Source organism: Sulfurimonas iocasae (assembly GCF_047716755.1).
Lineage (GTDB): Bacteria > Campylobacterota > Campylobacteria > Campylobacterales > Sulfurimonadaceae > Sulfurimonas.
On record NZ_CP180409.1, the window covers coordinates 1,455,545 to 1,476,985 of the forward strand.

The 21,441-nt window shown below is 33.3% G+C and carries 25 protein-coding genes; 10 read left to right on the plus strand and 15 right to left on the minus strand.

Annotation, left to right across the window (positions count from 1 at the left end):
* Position 1: 1 nt before the first annotated feature.
* On the minus strand, positions 2 to 856 hold the full coding sequence (locus ACLHDE_RS07300) for an NAD(+)/NADH kinase (RefSeq protein ID WP_415395765.1): 855 nt from the start codon (positions 854 to 856) through the stop codon (positions 2 to 4).
* 219 nt (positions 857 to 1,075) lie between these two features.
* Here ACLHDE_RS07300 and ACLHDE_RS07305 point away from each other — a divergent pair, with 219 nt between their 5' ends.
* The 5 genes from ACLHDE_RS07305 to ACLHDE_RS07325 all read left to right on the plus strand — a co-directional run bounded on the left by ACLHDE_RS07305 (position 1,076) and on the right by ACLHDE_RS07325 (position 6,720).
* Complete coding sequence (locus ACLHDE_RS07305; protein ID WP_415395766.1) at positions 1,076 to 2,383, plus strand: APC family permease; 1,308 nt, start codon at positions 1,076 to 1,078, stop codon at positions 2,381 to 2,383.
* A gap of 55 nt (positions 2,384 to 2,438) precedes the next feature.
* Complete coding sequence (gene aspS, locus ACLHDE_RS07310; protein WP_415395767.1) at positions 2,439 to 4,193, plus strand: aspartate--tRNA ligase; 1,755 nt, start codon at positions 2,439 to 2,441, stop codon at positions 4,191 to 4,193.
* A gap of 100 nt (positions 4,194 to 4,293) precedes the next feature.
* Positions 4,294 to 4,863, plus strand: coding sequence for an adenylate kinase (locus ACLHDE_RS07315; protein WP_415395768.1), 570 nt, complete (start codon positions 4,294 to 4,296; stop codon positions 4,861 to 4,863).
* A 149-nt stretch (positions 4,864 to 5,012) separates the two neighbouring features.
* Entirely contained in the window at positions 5,013 to 5,666 is a 654-nt protein-coding gene (locus tag ACLHDE_RS07320; protein WP_415395769.1) for a response regulator transcription factor, read from the plus strand.
* Positions 5,653 to 6,720, plus strand: coding sequence for a sensor histidine kinase (locus ACLHDE_RS07325; protein ID WP_415395770.1), 1,068 nt, complete (start codon positions 5,653 to 5,655; stop codon positions 6,718 to 6,720). Before ACLHDE_RS07320 ends, ACLHDE_RS07325 begins: the two co-directional genes overlap by 14 nt.
* 2 nt (positions 6,721 to 6,722) lie before the next feature.
* Here the strand turns inward: ACLHDE_RS07325 and ACLHDE_RS07330 are convergent, their stop codons facing one another.
* Entirely contained in the window at positions 6,723 to 7,010 is a 288-nt protein-coding gene (locus ACLHDE_RS07330; RefSeq protein ID WP_415395771.1) for a hypothetical protein, read from the minus strand.
* 241 nt (positions 7,011 to 7,251) lie between these two features.
* On the opposite strand from ACLHDE_RS07330, the gene ACLHDE_RS07335 reads away from it, so the two are divergent.
* Positions 7,252 to 7,857 (plus strand): DUF6166 domain-containing protein, encoded by a 606-nt coding sequence (locus ACLHDE_RS07335; protein ID WP_415395772.1) that lies wholly within the window; start codon positions 7,252 to 7,254, stop codon positions 7,855 to 7,857.
* Positions 7,858 to 7,861: 4 nt separating this feature from the next.
* Here the strand turns inward: ACLHDE_RS07335 and ACLHDE_RS07340 are convergent, their stop codons facing one another.
* On the minus strand, positions 7,862 to 9,100 hold the full coding sequence (locus ACLHDE_RS07340) for an EAL and HDOD domain-containing protein (RefSeq protein ID WP_415395773.1): 1,239 nt from the start codon (positions 9,098 to 9,100) through the stop codon (positions 7,862 to 7,864).
* 106 nt (positions 9,101 to 9,206) lie between these two features.
* Between ACLHDE_RS07340 and ACLHDE_RS07345 the strand changes: the two genes are divergently transcribed.
* The gene (locus ACLHDE_RS07345; RefSeq protein WP_415395774.1) at positions 9,207 to 9,398 is read left to right on the plus strand and encodes a hypothetical protein; all 192 of its coding nucleotides are present in this window, start codon (positions 9,207 to 9,209) and stop codon (positions 9,396 to 9,398) included.
* Positions 9,399 to 9,410: 12 nt separating this feature from the next.
* Here the strand turns inward: ACLHDE_RS07345 and ACLHDE_RS07350 are convergent, their stop codons facing one another.
* A complete protein-coding gene (locus ACLHDE_RS07350; protein ID WP_415395775.1) occupies positions 9,411 to 9,914 on the minus strand; it encodes an ankyrin repeat domain-containing protein in 504 nt (167 codons plus the stop codon).
* Between the two features lie 74 nt (positions 9,915 to 9,988).
* On the opposite strand from ACLHDE_RS07350, the gene ACLHDE_RS07355 reads away from it, so the two are divergent.
* On the plus strand, positions 9,989 to 11,188 hold the full coding sequence (locus ACLHDE_RS07355; RefSeq protein WP_415395776.1) for a tetrahydrodipicolinate N-succinyltransferase N-terminal domain-containing protein: 1,200 nt from the start codon (positions 9,989 to 9,991) through the stop codon (positions 11,186 to 11,188).
* A gap of 151 nt (positions 11,189 to 11,339) precedes the next feature.
* Complete coding sequence (locus ACLHDE_RS07360; RefSeq protein ID WP_415395777.1) at positions 11,340 to 11,645, plus strand: flagellar basal body rod C-terminal domain-containing protein; 306 nt, start codon at positions 11,340 to 11,342, stop codon at positions 11,643 to 11,645.
* Between the two features lie 8 nt (positions 11,646 to 11,653).
* Here ACLHDE_RS07360 and ACLHDE_RS07365 read toward each other — a convergent pair whose 3' ends face one another.
* The 11 genes from ACLHDE_RS07365 to ACLHDE_RS07415 all read right to left on the minus strand — a co-directional run bounded on the left by ACLHDE_RS07365 (position 11,654) and on the right by ACLHDE_RS07415 (position 19,440).
* Positions 11,654 to 13,009, minus strand: a complete 1,356-nt coding sequence (locus ACLHDE_RS07365) for an SH3 domain-containing protein (protein ID WP_415395778.1) — start codon at positions 13,007 to 13,009, stop codon at positions 11,654 to 11,656.
* A 15-nt stretch (positions 13,010 to 13,024) separates the two neighbouring features.
* Positions 13,025 to 13,684: a LexA family transcriptional regulator gene (locus ACLHDE_RS07370; RefSeq protein ID WP_415395779.1), complete on the minus strand. Its 660-nt coding sequence runs from the start codon at positions 13,682 to 13,684 to the stop codon at positions 13,025 to 13,027.
* Positions 13,685 to 13,898: 214 nt separating this feature from the next.
* Entirely contained in the window at positions 13,899 to 14,051 is a 153-nt protein-coding gene (locus tag ACLHDE_RS07375; RefSeq protein WP_415395780.1) for a hypothetical protein, read from the minus strand.
* On the minus strand, positions 14,048 to 14,518 hold the full coding sequence (locus ACLHDE_RS07380; RefSeq protein ID WP_415395781.1) for a tRNA (cytidine(34)-2'-O)-methyltransferase: 471 nt from the start codon (positions 14,516 to 14,518) through the stop codon (positions 14,048 to 14,050). The genes ACLHDE_RS07375 and ACLHDE_RS07380 overlap by 4 nt, the downstream gene beginning before the upstream one ends.
* Positions 14,519 to 14,568: 50 nt before the next feature.
* A complete protein-coding gene (gene purU / locus ACLHDE_RS07385; protein WP_415395782.1) occupies positions 14,569 to 15,405 on the minus strand; it encodes a formyltetrahydrofolate deformylase in 837 nt (278 codons plus the stop codon).
* The gene (locus ACLHDE_RS07390; RefSeq protein ID WP_415395783.1) at positions 15,402 to 15,776 is read right to left on the minus strand and encodes a CiaD-like domain-containing protein; all 375 of its coding nucleotides are present in this window, start codon (positions 15,774 to 15,776) and stop codon (positions 15,402 to 15,404) included. Before ACLHDE_RS07390 ends, purU begins: the two co-directional genes overlap by 4 nt.
* A complete protein-coding gene (locus ACLHDE_RS07395) occupies positions 15,767 to 16,015 on the minus strand; it encodes a tetratricopeptide repeat protein (protein ID WP_415395784.1) in 249 nt (82 codons plus the stop codon). Before ACLHDE_RS07395 ends, ACLHDE_RS07390 begins: the two co-directional genes overlap by 10 nt.
* Positions 16,016 to 16,030: 15 nt before the next feature.
* Complete coding sequence (leuB, locus tag ACLHDE_RS07400; protein ID WP_415395785.1) at positions 16,031 to 17,098, minus strand: 3-isopropylmalate dehydrogenase; 1,068 nt, start codon at positions 17,096 to 17,098, stop codon at positions 16,031 to 16,033.
* Complete coding sequence (locus ACLHDE_RS07405; RefSeq protein ID WP_415395786.1) at positions 17,098 to 17,601, minus strand: 3-isopropylmalate dehydratase small subunit; 504 nt, start codon at positions 17,599 to 17,601, stop codon at positions 17,098 to 17,100. The genes leuB and ACLHDE_RS07405 overlap by 1 nt, the downstream gene beginning before the upstream one ends.
* Before the next feature lie 165 nt (positions 17,602 to 17,766).
* Positions 17,767 to 18,555 carry a flagellar basal-body rod protein FlgG gene (gene flgG / locus ACLHDE_RS07410; protein ID WP_415395787.1) on the minus strand — a complete coding sequence of 263 codons (789 nt, stop codon included), beginning with the start codon at positions 18,553 to 18,555 and terminating at the stop codon, positions 17,767 to 17,769.
* 63 nt (positions 18,556 to 18,618) lie between these two features.
* A complete protein-coding gene (locus ACLHDE_RS07415) occupies positions 18,619 to 19,440 on the minus strand; it encodes a flagellar hook-basal body protein (RefSeq protein ID WP_415395788.1) in 822 nt (273 codons plus the stop codon).
* A 142-nt stretch (positions 19,441 to 19,582) separates the two neighbouring features.
* Between ACLHDE_RS07415 and rpoD the strand changes: the two genes are divergently transcribed.
* Positions 19,583 to 21,436 (plus strand): RNA polymerase sigma factor RpoD, encoded by a 1,854-nt coding sequence (gene rpoD, locus ACLHDE_RS07420; protein WP_415395789.1) that lies wholly within the window; start codon positions 19,583 to 19,585, stop codon positions 21,434 to 21,436.
* Positions 21,437 to 21,441: the final 5 nt, after the last annotated feature.

The window sequence follows — 21,441 nt, forward strand, 5'->3', positions numbered from 1 at the left end:
TCTATTCTCCCCAACCAAGCTTCTCTTTTAATACATCAAAGTAGTTAAACTCTTCTCTGTGGATAAGTTTTGCAGTTCTTGTTGCTAACTTTATATGAACACTTTGATCTTTATCTAGTTCATGCATATCTTGACCATCTATGATTACTAAGGCTCTAGGTTCTGGTGTTTTCATCTCAATTGAGAATTCACCTGGAAGCACAACAGGCCTTTGCGTTAAAGAGTGAGGGCAAATAGGAGTAAGTACGAAAACTTTAGACAAAGGAAAGAGAACTGGTCCTCCAGCTGAAACATTATATGCAGTAGAGCCTGTTGGAGTTGCAACAATTACACCATCTCCATAGTAAGTATTAAAGGCTTTTTTATCTACTAATGTTTCAATATGCATCATATTTGAAACCGAAGGACGAGTTAATACCATATCATTAAAAGCGTACATCTTTTTCTCAGAATTTTCACTCACAATTCTAACCTCTAAAACAGAACGCTCATCTACTCTAACTTTGCCTTTAACCATATTGTTTACAAATTCATCAAGTTCATCCAAATCTACATCTGCGAGAAAACCTAGACTACCAGCATAAACGCCTAAAACAGGGATGTCATATTTAAAAGATCTTCTAACGGCAGAGATAAGTGTACCATCACCTCCAAGAGTAACCAGAGCATCTACATATTCACATAATACATCAAATTCCATCCCCATAATGTCAATCATAGCTCCACTAATACTATCTAGATAAACATCAATACCATACTTTTTAAAAACTTTCTCAAGTATGTAATAGCTATTTTTAAGTTCTGGAGTCGATGGTCTCAAAAGAACACCAATCTTTTTTATATTATTTGCTTGCAAAATGACTCACTATTAATTATTTTTCACTTATTATACACTTTTGTAGTTAAAAAAATAAAAATATTGCAAATTGTCATGTGAATTAAAAATCTTTTTAAGGGGATTTTACCTTATCCATAGCTACAATAGCATTAGATAAAAGCTATAGAGCATGATGACAACTATGTTAGGGTATAAGTGAGTACTAAAAAGTGCTCTATTATGAAATTAGGAATTATTTTGAATAATGGTATCCATAGAAAAAGAGATAAAGTCTTAGGACTGCTTGAGCTAGTTGCTATTGCTCTTGGTGGAATGATAGGTGGCGGAATTTTCACAGTTTTGGGTATTTCAGTATCTATGATAGGTATTTTCACTCCAGTAGCATTTATTATTGGTGGTTTGCTTGCTATTTTAGCAGTCTATCCATACATCAAGCTTGCCATATACTACAAAGATGAAGGGGCAACTTACTCCTTTTTTAAAAGAACATTTCCTAAACATCAATTTGGTGCATCTCTTGTTGGCTGGTGGGTGATTTTTGGCTATATTAGCACCTTGGCGCTATATGCTTATACCTTTGCTTCATATGCCATTAGTGGTTTTGAGTTTGCTGATAGCGAGTGGATGAGAAAAGCAGTGGCTGGATTTATTATTGTCATTTTTACACTTATAAATATTTGGAGCGTAAAAGGGATGGGAAAAGTAGAAGATATTATGGTTTACACTAAACTTATAATTTTAGTAGTTATCTCTTTTGTGCTTGTCAATAATTCAAATACGACTATTCCAATTTTACTAAAAGATAGCGGTGATATAAGCATTTTATCTATTTTAATTGTTGCTTCACTTACTTTTGTTGCTTTTGAGGGATTTCAGCTTGTTATCAATGCTGTCAATGAGATGGACAAACCAGAGGTAAATATTCCTAAATCAATCTATATCGCTGTAATTATAGCAATCATAATCTATCTTGTTCTTTCCATTGGAGCCATACTAGCTATACCTCTTGATGATATTATAAAGAACCAAGAGTATGCTCTAGCTTCAGGAGCTGATAAAATATTGGGGCATTGGGGAACAGATTTGGTAGTAATCGGTGCGATGCTGGCAACCAGCAGTGCAATAAGCGGTACTCTTTTTGGTGCCTCAAGACAAATCTCCGCTATAGCAAAAGATGGATACTTTCCTGCCTTGTTGACTAAAAGAAAAAATAATATTCCAATCTATTCTATAGTTACAATGTCTATTTTAGCTTTTGCTTTAATTCTGGTTGGAAATTTAAAAGTTATTTTAGAGTTTGCCAGTGTGACCTTTTTGTTAGTCTCGCTTTTAATGGCATATACAAACTATAAAATATATAAAAAAACTAACTCCTCCCTGTTTTTAACCATTCTTGCGATGGCAGGACTGCTAATTGGAACAATATTGATAATATATTATGAAGCCACAACTAAAGTAGAACAGTTATATTTTATTTGCGGTTTATTCGTACTCCTTACTTTTTGTGCATGGCTTTATTCAAGAAATAAAAATAGAGCCATATAGTTATATAAGTAACTTTAAGATATAATCGCGAAAATTTTATATAGGATTCTATATTTTGAGAAGTCATTACTGTACAGATTTAAATGAAGAGAATGTAGGACAAGATGTTGTTCTAACAGGTTGGGCAAATAATCATCGTGACCACGGTGGGATTATTTTTATTGATTTACGTGATAAAACAGGTCTTATTCAACTAACATGTGACCCTGAAGATGGTGCTGGGGCGCATAAAGTTGCTGATGGAGTTCGTGATGAGTATGTTTTAATTGCTAAAGGTAAAGTTCGTCTTCGTGGTGAAGGTCTAACAAATCCAAAGCTAAAAACTGGTGCTATTGAGATTATTGTTACAGAGCTTATCATTGAGAATAAAAGTGCTCCGGTTCCTTTTGTAATCGGTGACCCTAATGTTGGTGAAGAGACAAGACTTAAGTATCGTTACTTAGAGCTTCGTGATCCTGCAATGTATGAAACATTTCGTCTTCGTTCTAAAGCAGCAATCGCAGCAAGAAACATCCTTGATGCAAATGGTTTCTTAGAAGTTGAAACTCCTATTCTCACTAAATCAACTCCAGAGGGTGCTAGAGATTATCTAGTTCCATCTCGTGTACACAATGGCGAGTTTTACGCTCTTCCACAATCACCACAGCTTTTTAAGCAGCTTCTAATGGTTGGTGGATTTGATCGTTACTTTCAAATAGCTAAATGTTTCCGTGATGAAGATTTAAGAGCTGACAGACAACCTGAGTTCACTCAGATAGATGTTGAAATGAGTTTTTGTAATCAAGAAGACGTAATCAAAGTTGCAGAAGATCTTCTTGAAGCAATGTTCAAAGCTTGCGACATCAATGTTAAGGCTCCATTTAACCGTATTACTCATAACGATGCAATGGAATTTTACGGTTCTGACAAACCAGATTTAAGATATGACCTTAAAATGGTTGACGTTATCGATATTTTTGAGAGATGTGATAATGAAATCTTTACTAACATCGCTAAAAAGCCACATGTTAACCGTATTAAAGCTCTTAAAGTTCCTGGTGCTGACTTAGTATTTTCTAAACGTGAGATGAAAAGCTTCGAAGACTTTGTAAGACAGTTCGGCGCACACGGTCTTGGTTACTTCCAAATGAAAGAAGACGGTCTTAAAGGTCCACTTATTAAGTTTTTTAGTGAAGAAGATATAGCTCTATTGGTTGAAAGACTTGATATGCAAGTTGGTGACGTTGTATTTTTCGGTGCAGGCGATAAAAAAACTGTATGGGATTATATGGGTAGATTTAGAAACTTCATCGCTGAGCATGAAAAGATGAATATCTTAGATAGAGATGCTTATGAATTTGTATGGGTAGTTGATTTTCCTATGTTTGAAGTTGAAGATGGAAGAGTAAAAGCACTTCACCATCCATTTACGCAGCCTAAAGATACTGATAAAGACGATGTTGAAGATATAGAATCTATCGCTTATGACATCGTTCTAAACGGTACTGAGCTTGGTGGTGGTTCTATTCGTATTCATAAAGAAGACGTACAAAATGAAGTATTTAAACTTCTAGGAATCGAAGAAGAAGAAGCACAAGAAAAATTTGGTTTCTTACTAGATGCACTTAAGTTTGGAGCACCCCCACATGGTGGTTTTGCATTAGGCTTTGATAGAATGATGATGCTTATCACTAAAAAATCAAGCATCCGTGACGTTATAGCATTTCCTAAAACACAAAAAGCTTCTTGTATCCTTACAAAAGCACCAAGTACTGTTGATAATACTCAACTTCGCGACCTTCATATTCGTCTTAGAGAACAGGTAAAATAGTCCCGTAAAGGAAAGTAATTTCCTTTACTCCGCTCCAGCCGCTTAGGCTACTAAAGCTAACTTTTGCAAAAGTTAGTTCAAAACTTCAAGGATTTATTTTTTGAAAAAACTTTTTTTAATTATCGGAGCACCTGGCTCTGGTAAAACTACAGATGCAGAATTAATAGCCGAGCAAAATGACAAGATAACACACTACTCTACCGGCGATATGCTTAGAGCAGAAGTTGCAACTAAGAGTGAACTTGGACTCGAAATTGACCAATATATCTCAAAAGGTCTAATCGTACCTATTGCAGTAGCTATCAAAACAATTACTAATGCTATTAAAAATGCCCCTACTGACATTATCATCATTGATGGATACCCTAGAAGCATGGAGCAGTTAAATGCTTTAGATGAGTATCTAAGAAGTGATTCATCTTTAGAGCTTGCGAGTGTTATAGAAGTAGCTGTTAGCGAAGAGACTGCTCGCGATAGAGTTCTGGGTCGTGCCCGCGGTGCTGATGACAACACAGAAGTATTTGACAACCGTATGAAAGTTTACATTGAACCTCTAAATGAAATTCAATCTTTTTATACCGATAAAGGCATTTTAAAAGTGATTTCTGGCGAAGGGACTATAGAAGAGATAGTCGCTGAGATGGGAACCTTTATAGAATCTAAAATATAAACGGATTATAAAGCCCCTCAATGTAGACGGCTGAATTTTTTAGAATTTAATCTAGGTATTGTATAAGTCATCATTTTACTTTTATTTATGTTAAGTTTGCATTTGTAGTTGCTTGGTATAATTTAAACACTAAACACATAAGGTTGCAAATGGCTAAGATACTACTGGTTGAAGATGATAAAATTCTCTCTGAGACACTCATAGAGTTGCTTGAAGATGAGGGTTATGATTTAACACTTGCCAGAAGTGGCAATGAAGCCTTAGATGCGACTTATCTTGCGGAGTTTGAACTTATGCTTGTCGATGTAAATATTCCCGACTTTGATGGTTTTGAATTACTCAAAATGTTAAGAAATTCAGGTAACACAACCCCTTGTATATTTTTAACCTCACTAAATGATATCGCTTCGCTCTCTAGAGGTTTTGAAGTTGGTGCAGATGACTACATAAAAAAACCATTTCATTTTGATGAGCTTCTAGTTAGAATACAAGCGCTTATTAGAAAATCATACCATACTCTAAATAATGAAATAAAGTATAACTCTTTAATATATAAAATCTCAACAAATGAACTACTAGATGCTAAAACACTTGTCTCGTTGGCTCCGCAAGAGAAAAAGTTACTCTCTTTATTTTTTAAACGTTTAAATGAGACTGTAGCAAAACAAGAGCTCTTGCATGAACTAGACAGCGTAAATGAGTCTAGTGAGGGTGTTTTGAGAGTCTACATAACAAAACTACGAAAAGTTGGTTTAGAGATTCAGACAATCAAAGGAACAGGATACAGACTTGTTAAAGCATGAGAAAAAAGCGTATATAAAATTCTTTATTCCTTACTTTGGTAGCATAGCTATACTTATCTTAGCATCTGGATTTTTCTATTTTCAAGAGCAAAAACAGATGCTCATAGAAAAGGAACACTTTTCTATGATAGATTACATTCGCCAACTAAAAATGAAACAACAACTACCAAAGAACAGTTCTATTACTTATGAGGTGTTAGACAAAAAGATAGAAAACTTTAACATAAATAACTTCACGATTAAAGAGAAGCATTTTGAAAAATATATTCCATATAGTTGGGATGGAGATTATCTACTTGTAAAAAAGAACAAGCAGGAGTTTTATAAAAAACTTTTTTATACCAAAGTAGAAATTGTCTCAGGACAGATACTTCTTCTTTTTATATTTGCTCTTCTTAGTTATTTTCTTGCACTTCGCGCACTTAGACCAATGCAAGAAGCAATCATAAAACTAGATAACTTTTCAAAAGATCTCATTCATGACTTAAATACACCTCTTACTTCTATACTTTTAAATATGAAACTTTTAGAGAAAAACAGTAATTTTAACGGCAATAAGCCACTTAGTAGAATCAAAAAGAATGTTGAAAATATTTCTGAACTTCACAACAACCTCACTACGCTACTTCAAGAAGATACTATGCTTGTCAGCGAGCAAAATATCGTTAAAATTATAGAAGATGTAGTCTTGACTCATCAAAAAATATATACGCATTTGGAGTACAAGATAGAGCTAAAAGAGTTTTATGTATCTGTAAATAAAAATGCATTTTCTCAAGTTCTTACAAATCTCATCTCAAATGCGAGCAAGTATAACAAGCAAGATGGGTTTATAAAAATTTACTCTATAAATAGAATTTTATATATTGAAGATAATGGTATCGGAATTAAAAATCCAAGTGAGATATTTAACCGCTCTTATACAGAACAAAATAGTGGAACTGGAATAGGACTTGATATTACAAAACGTTTGTGTCAAGCCATGGATATAGAAATATCCGCCACTTCACAAACAGGAGTTGGTAGCACTGTTAGTTTGAAGTTTAAATGCTAAGATTAATCTTCTTCCACAAATCCAAATTCTTCTTCGTTGCCCTTCTGAGCTTCTAAAATATCATTTATAAGTTCTTTAGCTTCTTCTTCATCGATGTCACCATTTTTTATATCTTCTAAAACATCTTGCAAGTCAGCTTTAAACTCACGAAGTTCTTCAATCTCTTCTTTTGCATCTTCACTGGCATCTTTGTTATCAGCTATCTCTTCAAAAATTTCATCCAATCTTTCATCGATATCCGGTATAACACTTTTAGTAAGTAGTTCTTCTAATTTTTCTATATTGGACATGTAATTTCCTTAAATTATTTGTGACATCATACTAAAAAAAGGCAAAAAAATTAATAAATTATAGATTATGTCGATATAAATACATCATAAGTCAAGGAATATTATTATGTTAGTTTGGTTATTGGTATTTTTATTGCTAGTGGTGATTAGTTATGTTGTTTATAGGGTTTCTTTTTCTAAAAAAATAGAAAACTCAAAAAGTACTAATCAACATTTTACTTTCAAAATATAAGAGAGAATTATGACTACTAGAAATAATCACGTATTTAAAGGCCATAAAACACTACTGGGAAGCAGGTATGTAACTTACGGGGAAGTTGAGCTACCTGTAAAATATGAATTATTTTCCAAATCAAAAGATGGGTTTGATTGGGGATATAATGGTTCTGCCTCTATTCAACTGGCATTTTCAATGCTTCATCAACTCAGTGATACAGAGTTTGCAACAGAACATGCTTCTCTATTTTGTCAAGAAGTTATAAAGTCACTAAACTCTAGAGATTGGATACTTAATGCTTCTGATGTTATAGAATGGATAGAAAAAAACTCCGACAATACGGTAAGACTACAAGCTCAGTTTAAGAGCATGAGTATGGTTAAACCACCGCAAAAAGCTAAAAAAAGAAAAAGAAATGTTGTCAAAGACGTATGTCGTGAACTTTCTATCACACAAAAAAATCTTGCAGAGATTTTAGAAATTCCTGAGGGAACAGTAAGTAGTTGGGCTGTTAAAAATGAAATCCCTAGACTTGGCAAGAAAGCAATTGAGTTCTATATTCAAAATAGAAAAAATCAAGAAGTTGTAGATAGCTATAAAAATTTTGTTAAACTTTTACAAAGTGCATAAAACTTTATACATTTCTTGAGTTTTCGAACTCATTTACACTTTGTATGACTTCAAAAGTCAACTTTTCTAACTCTTCTGTTTCTATATCATATTTATCACAAAAATCTTCAACAGCTTTTATATCAAATTTTTCAAGATTCTTTGCAAATATAAGAATCTCTCCTAGAATACCCTCACCATTAATAATAGCTTCTTTTATTTCAGAATCCATGTTTAACTCTTCTAAAATAGAATTCATACTAACATTAAACAGAGTATCTAAAAGTGATACAATACCTACAAAATAGACTTTAGAAGAAAACTCTTTTACTCCACTATTCTCTATCTGCTTAGAGACTTTAACCATAAGATTTGTTCTATTTTTCAGAAGTTGCATTAACGGTGATGCCGTATCATTCTCGTCAACAGTCCCGTTTATAGAGTAAACCATTAAAATAAGCCACTTAGTGAGAGGTGTTCTACCCATAAGAGTTAGTATCTGGCGAATTGAGGAAATTCTTTGTCTAAAATGAAATGAACCAGAGTTTACATACTTTAAAAGTTGTAATGATATAGCATGATTCTCTTCAAATTTCTCAACAATCTCATCTATACTTGAATTAATCATAATGTAATTACAGAGATTAATGGCTTTAAGACTATTTGGATCAAATTTTTCTTGTTCTAAAATTTTTGGTTTAGAGAAGAAGTAACCCTGAACATAATCACCTTTAAACTCTTTAGCTTTGTCATACATTTTATGTGTTTCCACTTTTGTAAAAATAACTATTAAATCTTTACCCTCTAAAAGTTTTAGATTCTCTTTAGATGTGTTAATATCTACTTTTATATAAGTTATATACTTTAAAATATTGGAAAACTTATCAAATGTTTCTTCTGTAAGTAGAACATCATTTATAGCTAAAAGATGTCCCATTTTACTAAGTTGTATTATTCTATTCTCAAGAGCCTCTGTAAACTCTATATTTGCCTGTAGGGCAAATATAAAATGTTCTTTAGGGATATAAAACACAACATCATGCATTAAGAATTTTTTATCTGCTTTTATAAAGGCTTTATTATCCCCCAAGAGACTTTTTACACCAAATTTATTTAACACATTACTTAAAACAGTCACTGTAGCGTATCTGTCATTTTTTATATTTGAGCTTTGATTAGAATCTCTATATAATAATTCATACGCAAATATATTGTTGTTCTTGTCTAAAATAGGTTGTCTAGCTATATATAGGCTTGAGTGCATGATAAATCTTTATTAAAAAATTTTTACGATTATACAAAAATATCCTTAAGCTCACAAAAAGTGATTCTTTGATACTATATAATTTACTATATAGCAAGGAGAGTGTATGAAACCAAAAGATGAGATAACAAGAAGTCTACTCATTGATAGAAGTACATGGGATGAGGCGATGAAATACTCTAGAAGTAGATACAAAATGAGCTTAAGTAAAGTAGTAGAGTCACTACTTCAAGATTGGCTTGCTAAAGAAAAAAGAAAGCCATTAGATAATGAAAATCAAGGTAAGTTTTTTCACTAAAACATCGTAGTATTATCTAGCATAAGCCTTGTTTCTTGGGCTATTTTCATCATATTCAAAAACTTCTAAAACACTTTTTTTATTCATTTTTCTGGCAAAATCAACAGCTGAAAACCCTTTTGCATCCACAGCATTTTGATCTGCACCATGCTTGATAAGAAGCTTTGCTATCTCTATTCTTCCATAAGAAGCTGCTGCCATTAAAGGGGTAAACCTGCTTCTTCTTTGCGTAAAATTTACATCTATTCCCTGTTCAATTATATACTCTACCATTTCAAAATTATTATATGTAATTGACATATCAAATATACTTACACCTTCATTATCAAAGTCATATATATCAGCACCATTTTCCAGAAGTAGCATCAATAAGTCCATATCACATCTGCTTCTTAAAGCAAAGGCTAATACTGATTCACCTGATTCATTAGCTTCATTTACATCCGCACCATCTTTTATATACTTTTTAACACTTACAAAATCATTGTTTTTTAAAAATTCCAGCCATTTATTCATAATGTAAGTATATATAAATTCTTGTTAGTAGTTTTTAAGTATAATTGCGACAATAAATTATTAAGCGGGGATTCATGGAAATAACACAAACAACAGATGCTTTTAAAGCTCTTATAGAAAATATCAAATCATCAACTACTGGCTACAAAGACCCTTTAGCCTTCGGTATATGTAGAGTAGACTTAGGTCAGATAAATATTGAAAAGACGCTTCAAGCGACATACCCTTTAATTAACTGGAATGAGAACTTCGGCAGTGCTGCAATTTTCATCAAAGCACTTGCGGAGCAAGGTGTAGAGGTTGATTTTACTGAGAGTGAGGTTGTTTGTGATATTAATGCTGCATTTTTAAAGAGTTGTCTAAATGCGTTTACACCTTATGCTGATGAAGCTTATGGAGATGCTCATAAAAACATTCAAGTAGTATCTGCACTTTATAACCAGATTATGAACAGTGGCTCTTTAGAAGGCGAATTCAAAGTAACATTTATTTTTGCAGATGAAGCACTTAAAAGTGTTGAAGCGACATATTTAAAGCTTTATGCAATAAGTCAAGCAAAGGTAGAGCTTAGAGGTATTAACCTAAATGGTGCATTCGGTGCCTTGCCTAACGTTGCTTGGTCAAATGGTCAGCCTATCGAACTTGACTACCTAAGAGAGTTTGAAATCGAGCTAAAACTTGCTAATGAATATCCTCATATTGATTTTGTAGATAAATTTCCAAGATTTTTACAACATATAATCCCTGCAGATAATACTAGAATATTAGAGACTTCAAAAGTAAGATTTGGTGCACAATTAGCTGCTGGAACAACTGTAATGCCAGGTGCTTCATACATTAACTTCAATGCTGGAACAACTGGTTCAGTTATGGTTGAAGGTCGTATTTCTAGTTCTGCTATAGTTGGAGATGGTTCAGATGTTGGTGGTGGTGCTTCCATTCTTGGTGTACTTAGTGGAACAGATGGAAACCCTATCTCTGTTGGCAAAAACACACTTCTAGGAGCAAATTCAACTTGTGGTATCCCTTTAGGTGATGGCTGTATAATAGATGCAGGTTTAGCAATTTTAGAGGGAACAAAAGTTGGTATCTATCCTAAAGAGCTTGCTAAAATCCAAAAAGTAAACAAAGGTCTTACTATGGAAGGCGAAATCTTCAAAGGTAAGAGTTTGGCAGGATTAAATGGTCTTCACTATAGACAAAACTCTATGACTGGTGAGATTACAGCTTCTCGCTCAACTAGAGAGATTAAACTTAACGCTGATTTACACTAATAAAGTAGATGCTTTTGCATCTACTTTTAATCTATAAACAAGCTTTCAGAAAGATAGTATTATAATAACTTATAGAAATAGTAACTTAAATGTCTCCTAAGCCATCTTCTTGACTCACGAGGTCTTTTATTATTTCAAATAGGAGTCAATTATGAATATATCGAGTAATTTATCGTCTATACAAGCTCATCAGACAATGATGAACACAAATGCTAACAATATTGCAAATGTCAATACAAGCGGTTTTGTTCCATCAGACACCAGAATATCAAGTAATGAAGGTTCTGTAAGTGCAAATACAAGAAAATCAGATAATACTGGATCAACAACAAGCCAAGTAAATTTAGCTAAAGAAATTCCAGATCAGATTATTGCTCAAGATGCAACAGAAGTAAATGTAACAGCAATCAAAACTCAAGATGAAATGCTAGGCTCTCTCTTAGATATTAAAGCGTAATATTTTAGCTACTGAGTTAAAATATTCATACTTTCTAAATTCCCAAGTATTTCACCCTCTTTATCATAGTCTTCTAAGTTTTTGCCAAGTCTTAAAGTACTAAAAACACTCTTGCCTATTACAACTCTGCCCTCAACATCGTCTTTTTTAGTTTTGATTCCCCATGTGTTATGAAATACAATTATTTCATCTTTAAATGTTCCTACATAAAGAACTATATGTCCTTTCTTGTACAGAAGGGTTTGAAAAGGAACAGCAGAAGTTTTAATGATAGAGATCTTTTCTTCATCGGATAGATCTTCTAAGTTAATAATTTTCCCCACTTTAGCTTGCTGAGATGAGTTTCTTGGAAGCCATATACCAAACGGTGCATACATATCACGAAGCATTGAAGAACAATCCCTTTGACCATACATACCACCCCAGCCATAGTTACTTTTATATACTTCACTCATTATGCTTGTAAGAGCTTTTCTATCTAGGTTTAAGATATCTTTTCTTGCTATATCTTTAGATATTTTTACTTTTTCAAACTTTGGACTAGAGTTTTTATAAGAAGAGATAGCTAAGGCTGTAAAATTTTTATCATTTTCTGAAATTAGAGCTAACATCATTCCAATCTTTGAAGAGAAAAGAAAAGTTCCATCTGAGCTATATATTGGTACATCTTCCTTGACTAAAAAAATCTGTTGTGCTTTTTGCCATAAGTCTATATGTTCTTTTTTTAAAAAAGCAATCTCACTGCTTTTTATCCAGCCAGAAGTAAAGCTGCTAAATGCATAAACCCACTCTTTGTCTTTAGAATAGTGAGATACAAAGAGTGGTTTATTTGCGTGCAGTGTACTGTTTTGAAGATAATCAAAAGGAAAACCTTCTCCCGCTTTTTTTGGATCTCGAAGAAGTGGTTTTATTGTAGGAAAAGCTCTTATATTTACATGTCTCAATGTTACAGCTTTTGCATTTAGTGTCCCATATTTACCAAAGTTAGCATTATCGAGCATTTCATCAAAAAACTCTTGTTTTAAAAGTTGAAGATTTTCTCCATAGCTATCTCCAGCCTTATAAGCATTAAATGGCCATTTAACATCTTCTAACGTTTCTCTTGGCGCTGTATCATTCCAGACATTGAAATAATACTTTTCATATTTGTTTTGAATATTGTAAGTTTTTGTTTTTGTATCTACCTCTTGTGTAAAGAACTCAACATCTTGAGGAATATTTACTAAATCATAAATCTCTATACTTTTTTCAAATTCTTTTTTAAGCTCTGCTTCTTTATCTACTCCTTGCTTAGAAACAACAGGTTCTTTGGAAGAACATGATGCAAAGACTAAAGCAAATAACACTAAAAAAATATATTTCAAATTATCTATCCTATTTTAATCTACATCACCAAATCTACTAACCACTCTACCAATTACTTCTATTTCATTGGGTTCAAGAGTTTGTGTCGAATATACTTGATTATCAGATATTATATCTATTTTTCCATCTATTCTTTTTTGAACACGCTTAATAAAGAGTCCAGCTTCTGTTCTAATCGTGAAAACACCACCTCTTTGAAGATCGGTCTTAGCTCGATTTATAAATACGATGTCATTATAACTAAAAGTTGGTTCCATAGAATCACCTGAAACGTTAATAGCCTCTATATTTTTCATCTCACTCTCACCACCAAGCATAAATACAAACTGCTCAGGAAGTTCAAGCTCTTCTATTTCTTCACATTGCTCATCTGCTCCACCACCAGCAGATGCATTTACATCAGTGAAGTACTTAACCATATAAAACCTATTGGTTGCTTCTACAAGACTCTCTGGTGACTGTCCATATAACATCCAGTTAATAGATATACTTCTAGAGGCACAAAAGTCCATAAGTTCTCCAAAGGGAACCTTATTTCTCTTTTTCATGGTTGCAAAATTCATTTGAGATATACCTAATACATCAGCTACATCTTTATCAAATATCTTTTTAGAGTTAAACTCAGAAGATACTATACTCTTGATTTCTTCAACAATTTCTAAAAAATTCTTCATGTCATTTCTCCTATGTTTTTTAGATTATAATAGATTTTTGCAATAAAGTCAAAGAAAATATGGCAAATTGTCATACTTTTTATATTTATGCGAAAAAATGATTAAGATATGACATATTTAACAAAGGATATGTAATGTCAATGATTATTAAAAATGCAGAGAGTCTATTTGAAAGATTTGAAAATTCTATTGAAATGTGGGCGAGTAAAGTTTTTTAAGACTCACTCTCTTTATCTTTTTTCTTTTGTTCTTCATCTCTTTTGAAGCCTGCTTCTCTTTGTGCAGATTTATTTTTATGATAGCCACCAAAAATAAAAACCATAAATAGAATAAAAAGAACAATCATGATTCCATCAAGAATACTCATGAAACCTCCTTAAAACGATTATAGTTTTGCCTTATAGCATCATATAGGACTATCCCTGTACTTATAGCCAAATTCAAACTTCTACCCTCTTTTGTCATAGGTATTGTTATGTTTTGCTCTTTGTAAGTATTTAAAATATCTTCTGGGATTCCCGCTGTTTCACTACCAAAGAAGATAAAGTCACCCTCTTTAAACCCTGCATCAAAATATGGTCTGTCTGTTTTTGTTGTTGCAAAATAAGCATTATCAGTAATTTTATTCATCTGAAAAAACTCTTCTATACTTTCGTAAACATGCAAATCAAGCTTTTCCCAGTAGTCAAGCCCTGCTCTACGAACTGCTTTTTCATCTATGTCAAAGGCTATAGGCTTTATTATATGCAGAGATGCCCCTGCATTTACGCATAAGCGCCCTATTGCACCTGTATTATTAGGAATTTGTGGATTTACTAAAACTAAATTAAACATTTACTCTAACACCTCTGAAAAACTTGTTTTTCTAGCTTTAGTGTATATCATTAGAAGATAACCGTTTTATTTGCATATACAAAAATTCTGTCTTCAAGAGCAAGCTTAAGCGCACGTGATAAAACAACTTTTTCTACATCTTTACCTGAACGTTGCATATCTCTCCAACTATAAGCATGATCAACATGTATAACTTCTTGGGCAATGATTGGACCTTCATCAAGGTTATTATTTACAAAGTGTGCTGTTGCACCAATAATCTTAACTCCCCTATTATAGGCTTGTTTATATGGATTAGCACCAATAAATGCAGGTAAAAAAGAGTGATGAATATTTATAATCTTATCTTCATAAGTCTCTACAAATCTAGGAGTTAGTATTCGCATATATTTAGCCAGTACAATATAATCAACATCTTTGAAGCTGTCTATACACTCTATAATCTTTTGCTCATGTTGTATGCGTTCATATCCCTCATGCGAAACAGTTATATAGGGAATATCAAATCTGGTAACTAAAGACTCAAGCTCATCATAGTTAGATATTACAGCTAAAATATTTGCATCTAATTCACCCGCCTCATGACGGATAAGGATGTCACCAAGTGCATGAAGCTCTTTGGTTGCCATAATAATAATATTTTTCTTTTTAGGTTCAACTAGTTTGATTCCTGCACTATCTGGTAGAACTTCTTTAAGAGCAATTTCAAGTTTATCTAAGTCTATGTCTCCATCTACAACACTTCGCATAAAGAACTTGTTGTTTTCTTTATCAACAAACTCACTATTTGATAGCATATTTAAAGCATTATTGAAAAAAACTGTTGATATCTTATGAACCAAACCTTTTTCATCATTTGCATCTATAAGAACTCTACATTGACTCACTTTAGTTTTCCTTTTTCTAACTGCTCTGCTCTTAAGTCTATTGTAGCTAGTGCATACTCTAGAAAGTTTAGAGTCATATCTACCTTAGCTTCTATATTTGTGTTATTTGGTGCCTGAAAACCTTCAAATAGCACAAGAAGTCTCTCTTTTAAAGAGTTTAAAAATAAAATTTCACCATCTACTGAAGAGGGGTTATTTTCTTTAGAAACTCTATCTTCTTTCATTAAAGGCGTTTGCGTTAAAGGTTTTGGTTCACCACTCTCTGTTATTTGTATTTTTTTAGGCTTGATAGAACTGTTTAAAACTTTCTTTGTAGTTTCATTATCTTCCATCTCTGCTAAAGTTGATAGTATTACATCTTCTAATTCCATGACTTTAATAACCACCTTTCAAACTCGTTAAATTCAACATCTGCTTCCATCTTTATGAAAAACTCTTTCATTTGGGTATTTACATTTGAAAACTTTTTTCTTATGCCTGAGAGTCTTCTAATGGCAATTTTAGCTTCACCGTTTGAGGGATCATTTTTTAAGATTTCTTTGTAAATTTCCAAGGCCTCAATTTTGAGACCTTGCAACTCATAAATATTAGCTAGTGTAAGAGTTTGCATATAAAAATTTTATTTCTATCTTGCGCTATAGTTAGCGATAATAGAACCCATTTCACTAGTTGAGCAAACTTCTTTAGCATCAAACTGTGCTAAATCACCAGTTCTATAGCCTTCGCTAAGTGCTCTTTTAATAGCACTGTCGATTTTATCGGCAGCTTCATTTTCACCAAGAGCATATCTAAGCATCATAGATGCAGAAGCAATAGTAGCGATTGGATTTGCTATGCCTTGACCTGCGATATCTGGAGCAGAACCATGAATAGGTTCAAAAACACCAACTTTATCACCTACAGATGCTGACGGTAAAAGACCTATAGAGCCACAAAGCATAGAAGCTTCATCACTTAAAATATCACCAAAAAGATTTCCCGTAAGCATTACATCGAACTGTTTTGGATTTAATATAAGTTGCATAGCAGCATTATCTACATACATATGAGAAAGCTCCACATCTGGATACTCAGCAGATACCTCAGTAACAACATCTCTCCAAAGTTGAGAAACATCAAGTACGTTTGCTTTATCTACAGAACAAACTCTTTTGCTTCTTGTCATTGCAATTTTGAAAGCTTGATGTGCAATACGAACTATCTCAGAGCGTGTATAAACCATAGTGTTCCAGCCTTTATCTTCTGTACGTCCTTTAGGTTCACCAAAATAGATACCGCCAATAAGCTCTCTAATAACCATAATATCTACGCCTTTAATAATCTTAGGCTTAAGCGATGATGCATTGATTAGCTCATCATAAACAACTGCAGGACGAAGATTTGCATAAACACCAAGCTCTTTACGAAATCTTAAAAGACCACTTTCTGGACGTTTTTCTCTAGGTAGCGAATCCCATTTTTCTCCACCGATTGCACCAAAAAGTACAGCATCAGAGTTTAAAGAGATATTGATAGTCTCTTTAGGAAGTGGATCGCCTGTAATATCATAAGCAACACCACCCATCAAAGCTTCTTCATACTCAAAATTAATTCCACAGCATGAAGATACAGCATCCAAAACTTTAACAGCCTCATCTATAATCTCCGGGCCTATTCCATCACCTTTAATTAGTGCTATTTTATAGTTTTTCATTATCTACCTTTAATTTCATTTTGTGCAAAATTCATCAATCCGCCAGCATCTATAAGTTCTTGCATAAACTCCGGAATTGGAGTGAAGTCATACGTTTTATTTGTAGTTTTGTTTGTGATTGTACCAGCATTCATATCTACACTAATTTCATCACCTTCGCTTATTTCAGCGCTCTCTTTGAGTTCAAATATAGGAAGACCCATATTAAATGCATTTCTATAAAAAATTCTTGCGAAAGTTGGAGCAATAATTGCGGCAACACCAGCAGCCTTGAGTGCTATGGGTGCATGTTCTCTTGAACTTCCACAACCAAAGTTTTCACCGGCAACTATAACATCACCTATACTCATGTTGTTTACAAATTCAGGGTCAGCATCTTCCATAACATGTTTTGCTAGTTCCTCTGGAACCGATGTATTAAGATAACGAGCTGCGATTATTAAATCTGTGTCTATATCTTTTCCAAAAGTCCAAACTTTTCCATCAATATTTGCTTTTTGCATATTAAATCCTAAATATATTTTAAAAATATTTTTGCGATTATATCCAAAATGAGATTGGTATTAGTTTAAAGCCGCTGTTGATTACAATTCAATAAAAAAGATATTTTATTTGAGGTTGTATTATTTATAAGTCCCGGAATTTGTCCGAGACTAAATTATGTAGTATTATCGTTTGAGGTTATTTGTAGTTTGTAGCATTTCATCACTTGTTGTGATTACTTTTGAATTAGAATCGTATGCACGTTGTCCTGTAATAAGGTCTGTTAATTCAACAACAAGCTCAACATTACTTAGTTCAACAAAACCCTGTCTAAGAACACCAAGACCATCAATTCCCGGAGTTCCCTCTACTGGTTGTCCAGAACTATCTGTTTCAATATATAGATTATCACCCCGTGAGTGTAGTCCAGCCGGATTAATAAAATTTGTAAGCGAAATTTGACCGATTTGTGTTGCTTGAGTTTGTCCTGGCTGCACAACAGTAACTGTACCATCAGCACCTACACTGATGTTCGTAGCATCTGGTGGAATAACTGTTTCAGGAATGAGTTTATAACCATCACTATTCACTACACTACCATTGTCATCAACTTTAAAAGCACCATTTCTACTGTAAACCTCTGTTCCATCAGGAAGTTCTAATTTAAAAAAACCTCTACCAGTAATAGCCATATCGAGTTGGTTGTCTGTTTGTTTAAGACTTCCTTCTGAAAATATCTTATTAATTGCTGTAGGACGAGTTCCAAGACCAACTTCTATACCTGTAGGGCTTTTAGTCATATCACTAGTGGCTGTTCCTGCATAAGACATAACTTTATACATTAAGTCAGCAAATTCTGCACGAGATTTTTTAAAACCTATTGTATTAACATTGGCAATATTATTGGCCGTTGTGTCTATCTGTGTCTGCATCCCTAACATTCCTGTAGAGGCAGTATAAAGTGATTGCATCATAACTTAATTCCTTAATTTTATTTCATAAATGAAGGAAACCCTCCAACTTATGCTTTAGTAAAGCTAGGCTCTCTTAGCTAGTTTTTCTATCGCGTCACGGTTCATATCGTTCATCTGGGCATCCATAGCTTTTTGATACATTCCAACTAAACGATTTGTTTCTATCATCTGAGTCATCATATTCACGGCATTTACATTACTTTTTTCAACATAACCCTGAGAGACAGCTCCAGTTTCATTTAAACTCTTCAAACCTGTTGTTCCATCATACCGATAAAGATTATTACCCTCTTTTTTAAGAAATGCAATATTATCAGGTTGAGCAATAAAAAGATGTGAACCCTGAACTACCTTAATGCTGTTTGGTATGTTTTTGTACATCTGACCATTTTTATCAACTTGTATAATATTTTCATTCTCATTGATTGTTATATTTCCACCAGCTTCAAAATAGTCATTTGCTAAAACCTCATAACCATTCTTTGTGATAAGTCTTCCTTCATCATCCTTTGTAAAAGAACCATCTCTAGTAAGCCTGACACCTTCAGGAGTCTTAACTAAGAAAAAAAGTCCCTCTCTGGAGAGAGCAAAATCCATATCATTGTTAGTTAGCTGCATATTACCAACAGAGTGGTTTGTATATGAGTCAACTATCTGAGGAGCTTTTGTCATACTTCTATTTATAAACTGTGCCCCATCTTTACTATGATTTTCATTTGGCAGTTCATCTCTTGCTTCTTTGTAAAGACGCTGAAAATCACCCACAACCAGATTATCCTCTTTAAACCCTACTGTATTAACATTGGCAAGGTTATTGGCAATGGTGTCTAAGCGATTAAACTGTGTTACCATCCCAGCTGCTGAACTATAATATCCGCTTTGCATAAAATCCCTTTATTTCGCATATCTGTTTTAACAAAAGCAAAGTGTGTTCCAAAAATAAATTATCTAAATTTAAGACCTCTTTAAAACAATTTCGGTATAATCCACTCTTTAAAAAATCTTAACCATTAAGGCATATTTTAATATGACAGCAAAAGAACTCAACAAAGCTATAGACTCATATTTTGCAGATCACAAATCGAAAGATTGTGGTACTTATGAATCTCTAATTGACCTTTTTGATAAACAGCCAACAGCGGCACAAGCCAAAAACATACATAAGCTTATGTTAAAGCATAAAAAATGCCTTTATACAGCAAGTGAACATGCTAAAAATCTAAATGATAAAGAAGCTGAAGCTAGAAGAGACGCACAAAGAAAGATGCTTGCTAATAATGAATCAGACAAGTTTGACATCTTAAAAGAACATGAACTTCTTGAGTGGTCTCGTTCAGACTCACCTGTTCGTATGTATCTTCGTGAAATGGGACAGATTCCTCTTCTTACTAAAGAAGAAGAGATTGAGATTTCTAAAAAGATAGAAGGTGGAGAAAGTATTATTATAGATGCTATCTGTTCTGTACCTTATCTGATTAGATTTATTCTTGACTATAAAGAACCTCTTATAAATCGTGAAAGAAGAGTAAAAGAGCTTTTTAAAAGCTTTGAAGACGAGAAAGAAGATAGTGATGATGCAGAGGCTACAGAAGTCGAAGCTGAAGATGAAAGTAAAACACTAACTGCTAAAGATAAAAGCAGAGTGGAAAAAGTAACTATTAGCTTTAAAGCACTTGAAAAAGCTAAAAAAGAGTGGATGAAACTGGCTGAAAAAGCACCTGAAGATTTGGATGGCAAGATTACAGTAGAAATAGTTCATTACTTTCTAAGTGTAACTTTTAAAAAATCTGTTTTAAAAGAGAAACTTTTAGAGCTTGGTCCAACTTCTAAACTTATCAATGAACTTGTTAAAGCAATGGAAACTGCACTTAAGACTGATGATGGTTATGACAAAGAGCTTAAAAGACTTGAGTATAAACTACCACTTTTTAATGCAACACTAAAAGCTAATCACAAAGTTTTAGTAGAGAAAATTTGTGAATTAACAAAAGAAGATATTGCTGGTATGGTTCCAGAAGCTACTATGGTCAGTACATATATGGAAATAAAAAAGCTAGTTCAAACAAAAGAAGCTTCAAAAAATAGTTTTGACATGGAGCCGGAAAAACTTCTTGATATTTTAGAGCAAATCAAACGTGGAAAAAACATATCTGAGATATCTAAGACAAAAATGGCAAAGTCTAATCTAAGACTTGTTGTTTCTATTGCTAAGAGATATACAAACCGTGGATTACCGTTTCTTGACCTTATTCAAGAAGGTAATATAGGACTTATGAAGGCTGTTGACAAGTTTGAGTATCAAAAAGGCTACAAGTTTTCTACTTATGCTACATGGTGGATTCGCCAAGCAATTAGTCGTGCTATTGCTGATCAAGCTAGAACAATTCGTATTCCAATTCATATGATTGAGACTATTAATCGTATTAATAAAATAATGCGTAAACACCTTCAAGAACATGGTAAAGAACCAGATGTAGATAAGATTGCACTAGAAGTTGGTTTATCTGTTGAGAAAGTTAAAAACGTTATAAAAATCACAAAAGAGCCTATCTCTCTTGAAGCACCAATTGGCAATGAAGATGATGGTAGATTTGGTGACTTTATTGAAGATAAATCATCAATTTCTCCTTCAGATGCTATACTTAAAGATGACCTTAGAGTTCAAATTGAAGGTGTTTTAGAGCAGTTAAACGAAAGAGAAAAAGCTGTTATAAAACTTCGTTTTGGAATTATGGATGATGAAAGCGATAGAACTCTAGAAGAAATCGGGAAAGAACTTAGTGTTACTCGTGAGCGTGTTCGCCAGATTGAGTCAAGTGCTATTAAGAAACTTAAACATCCTAAAGTAGGTAGAAAACTTAAAAGCTATATAGAGGAATAAAATCT

What these genes read in the sequence shown, in the direction of transcription:
- ACLHDE_RS07335 (WP_415395772.1), top strand. Translation starts at nt 7,252, where the DNA reads ATGACTACTAGAAATAATCACGTATTTAAAGGCCATAAAACACTACTG.
- flgG (WP_415395787.1), bottom strand. Translation starts at nt 18,555, where the DNA reads ATGATGCAATCACTTTATACTGCCTCTACAGGAATGTTAGGGATGCAG.
- rpoD (WP_415395789.1), top strand. Translation starts at nt 19,583, where the DNA reads ATGACAGCAAAAGAACTCAACAAAGCTATAGACTCATATTTTGCAGAT.
- ACLHDE_RS07395 (WP_415395784.1), bottom strand. Translation starts at nt 16,015, where the DNA reads ATGCAAACTCTTACACTAGCTAATATTTATGAGTTGCAAGGTCTCAAA.
- ACLHDE_RS07355 (WP_415395776.1), top strand. Translation starts at nt 9,989, where the DNA reads ATGGAAATAACACAAACAACAGATGCTTTTAAAGCTCTTATAGAAAAT.
- ACLHDE_RS07330 (WP_415395771.1), bottom strand. Translation starts at nt 7,010, where the DNA reads ATGTCCAATATAGAAAAATTAGAAGAACTACTTACTAAAAGTGTTATA.
- ACLHDE_RS07390 (WP_415395783.1), bottom strand. Translation starts at nt 15,776, where the DNA reads ATGGAATTAGAAGATGTAATACTATCAACTTTAGCAGAGATGGAAGAT.
- ACLHDE_RS07345 (WP_415395774.1), top strand. Translation starts at nt 9,207, where the DNA reads ATGAAACCAAAAGATGAGATAACAAGAAGTCTACTCATTGATAGAAGT.
- ACLHDE_RS07360 (WP_415395777.1), top strand. Translation starts at nt 11,340, where the DNA reads ATGAATATATCGAGTAATTTATCGTCTATACAAGCTCATCAGACAATG.
- ACLHDE_RS07415 (WP_415395788.1), bottom strand. Translation starts at nt 19,440, where the DNA reads ATGCAAAGCGGATATTATAGTTCAGCAGCTGGGATGGTAACACAGTTT.
- leuB (WP_415395785.1), bottom strand. Translation starts at nt 17,098, where the DNA reads ATGAAAAACTATAAAATAGCACTAATTAAAGGTGATGGAATAGGCCCG.
- ACLHDE_RS07370 (WP_415395779.1), bottom strand. Translation starts at nt 13,684, where the DNA reads ATGAAGAATTTTTTAGAAATTGTTGAAGAAATCAAGAGTATAGTATCT.
- ACLHDE_RS07375 (WP_415395780.1), bottom strand. Translation starts at nt 14,051, where the DNA reads ATGAGTATTCTTGATGGAATCATGATTGTTCTTTTTATTCTATTTATG.
- ACLHDE_RS07405 (WP_415395786.1), bottom strand. Translation starts at nt 17,601, where the DNA reads ATGCAAAAAGCAAATATTGATGGAAAAGTTTGGACTTTTGGAAAAGAT.
- ACLHDE_RS07340 (WP_415395773.1), bottom strand. Translation starts at nt 9,100, where the DNA reads ATGCACTCAAGCCTATATATAGCTAGACAACCTATTTTAGACAAGAAC.
- ACLHDE_RS07380 (WP_415395781.1), bottom strand. Translation starts at nt 14,518, where the DNA reads ATGTTTAATTTAGTTTTAGTAAATCCACAAATTCCTAATAATACAGGT.
- ACLHDE_RS07320 (WP_415395769.1), top strand. Translation starts at nt 5,013, where the DNA reads ATGGCTAAGATACTACTGGTTGAAGATGATAAAATTCTCTCTGAGACA.
- ACLHDE_RS07350 (WP_415395775.1), bottom strand. Translation starts at nt 9,914, where the DNA reads ATGAATAAATGGCTGGAATTTTTAAAAAACAATGATTTTGTAAGTGTT.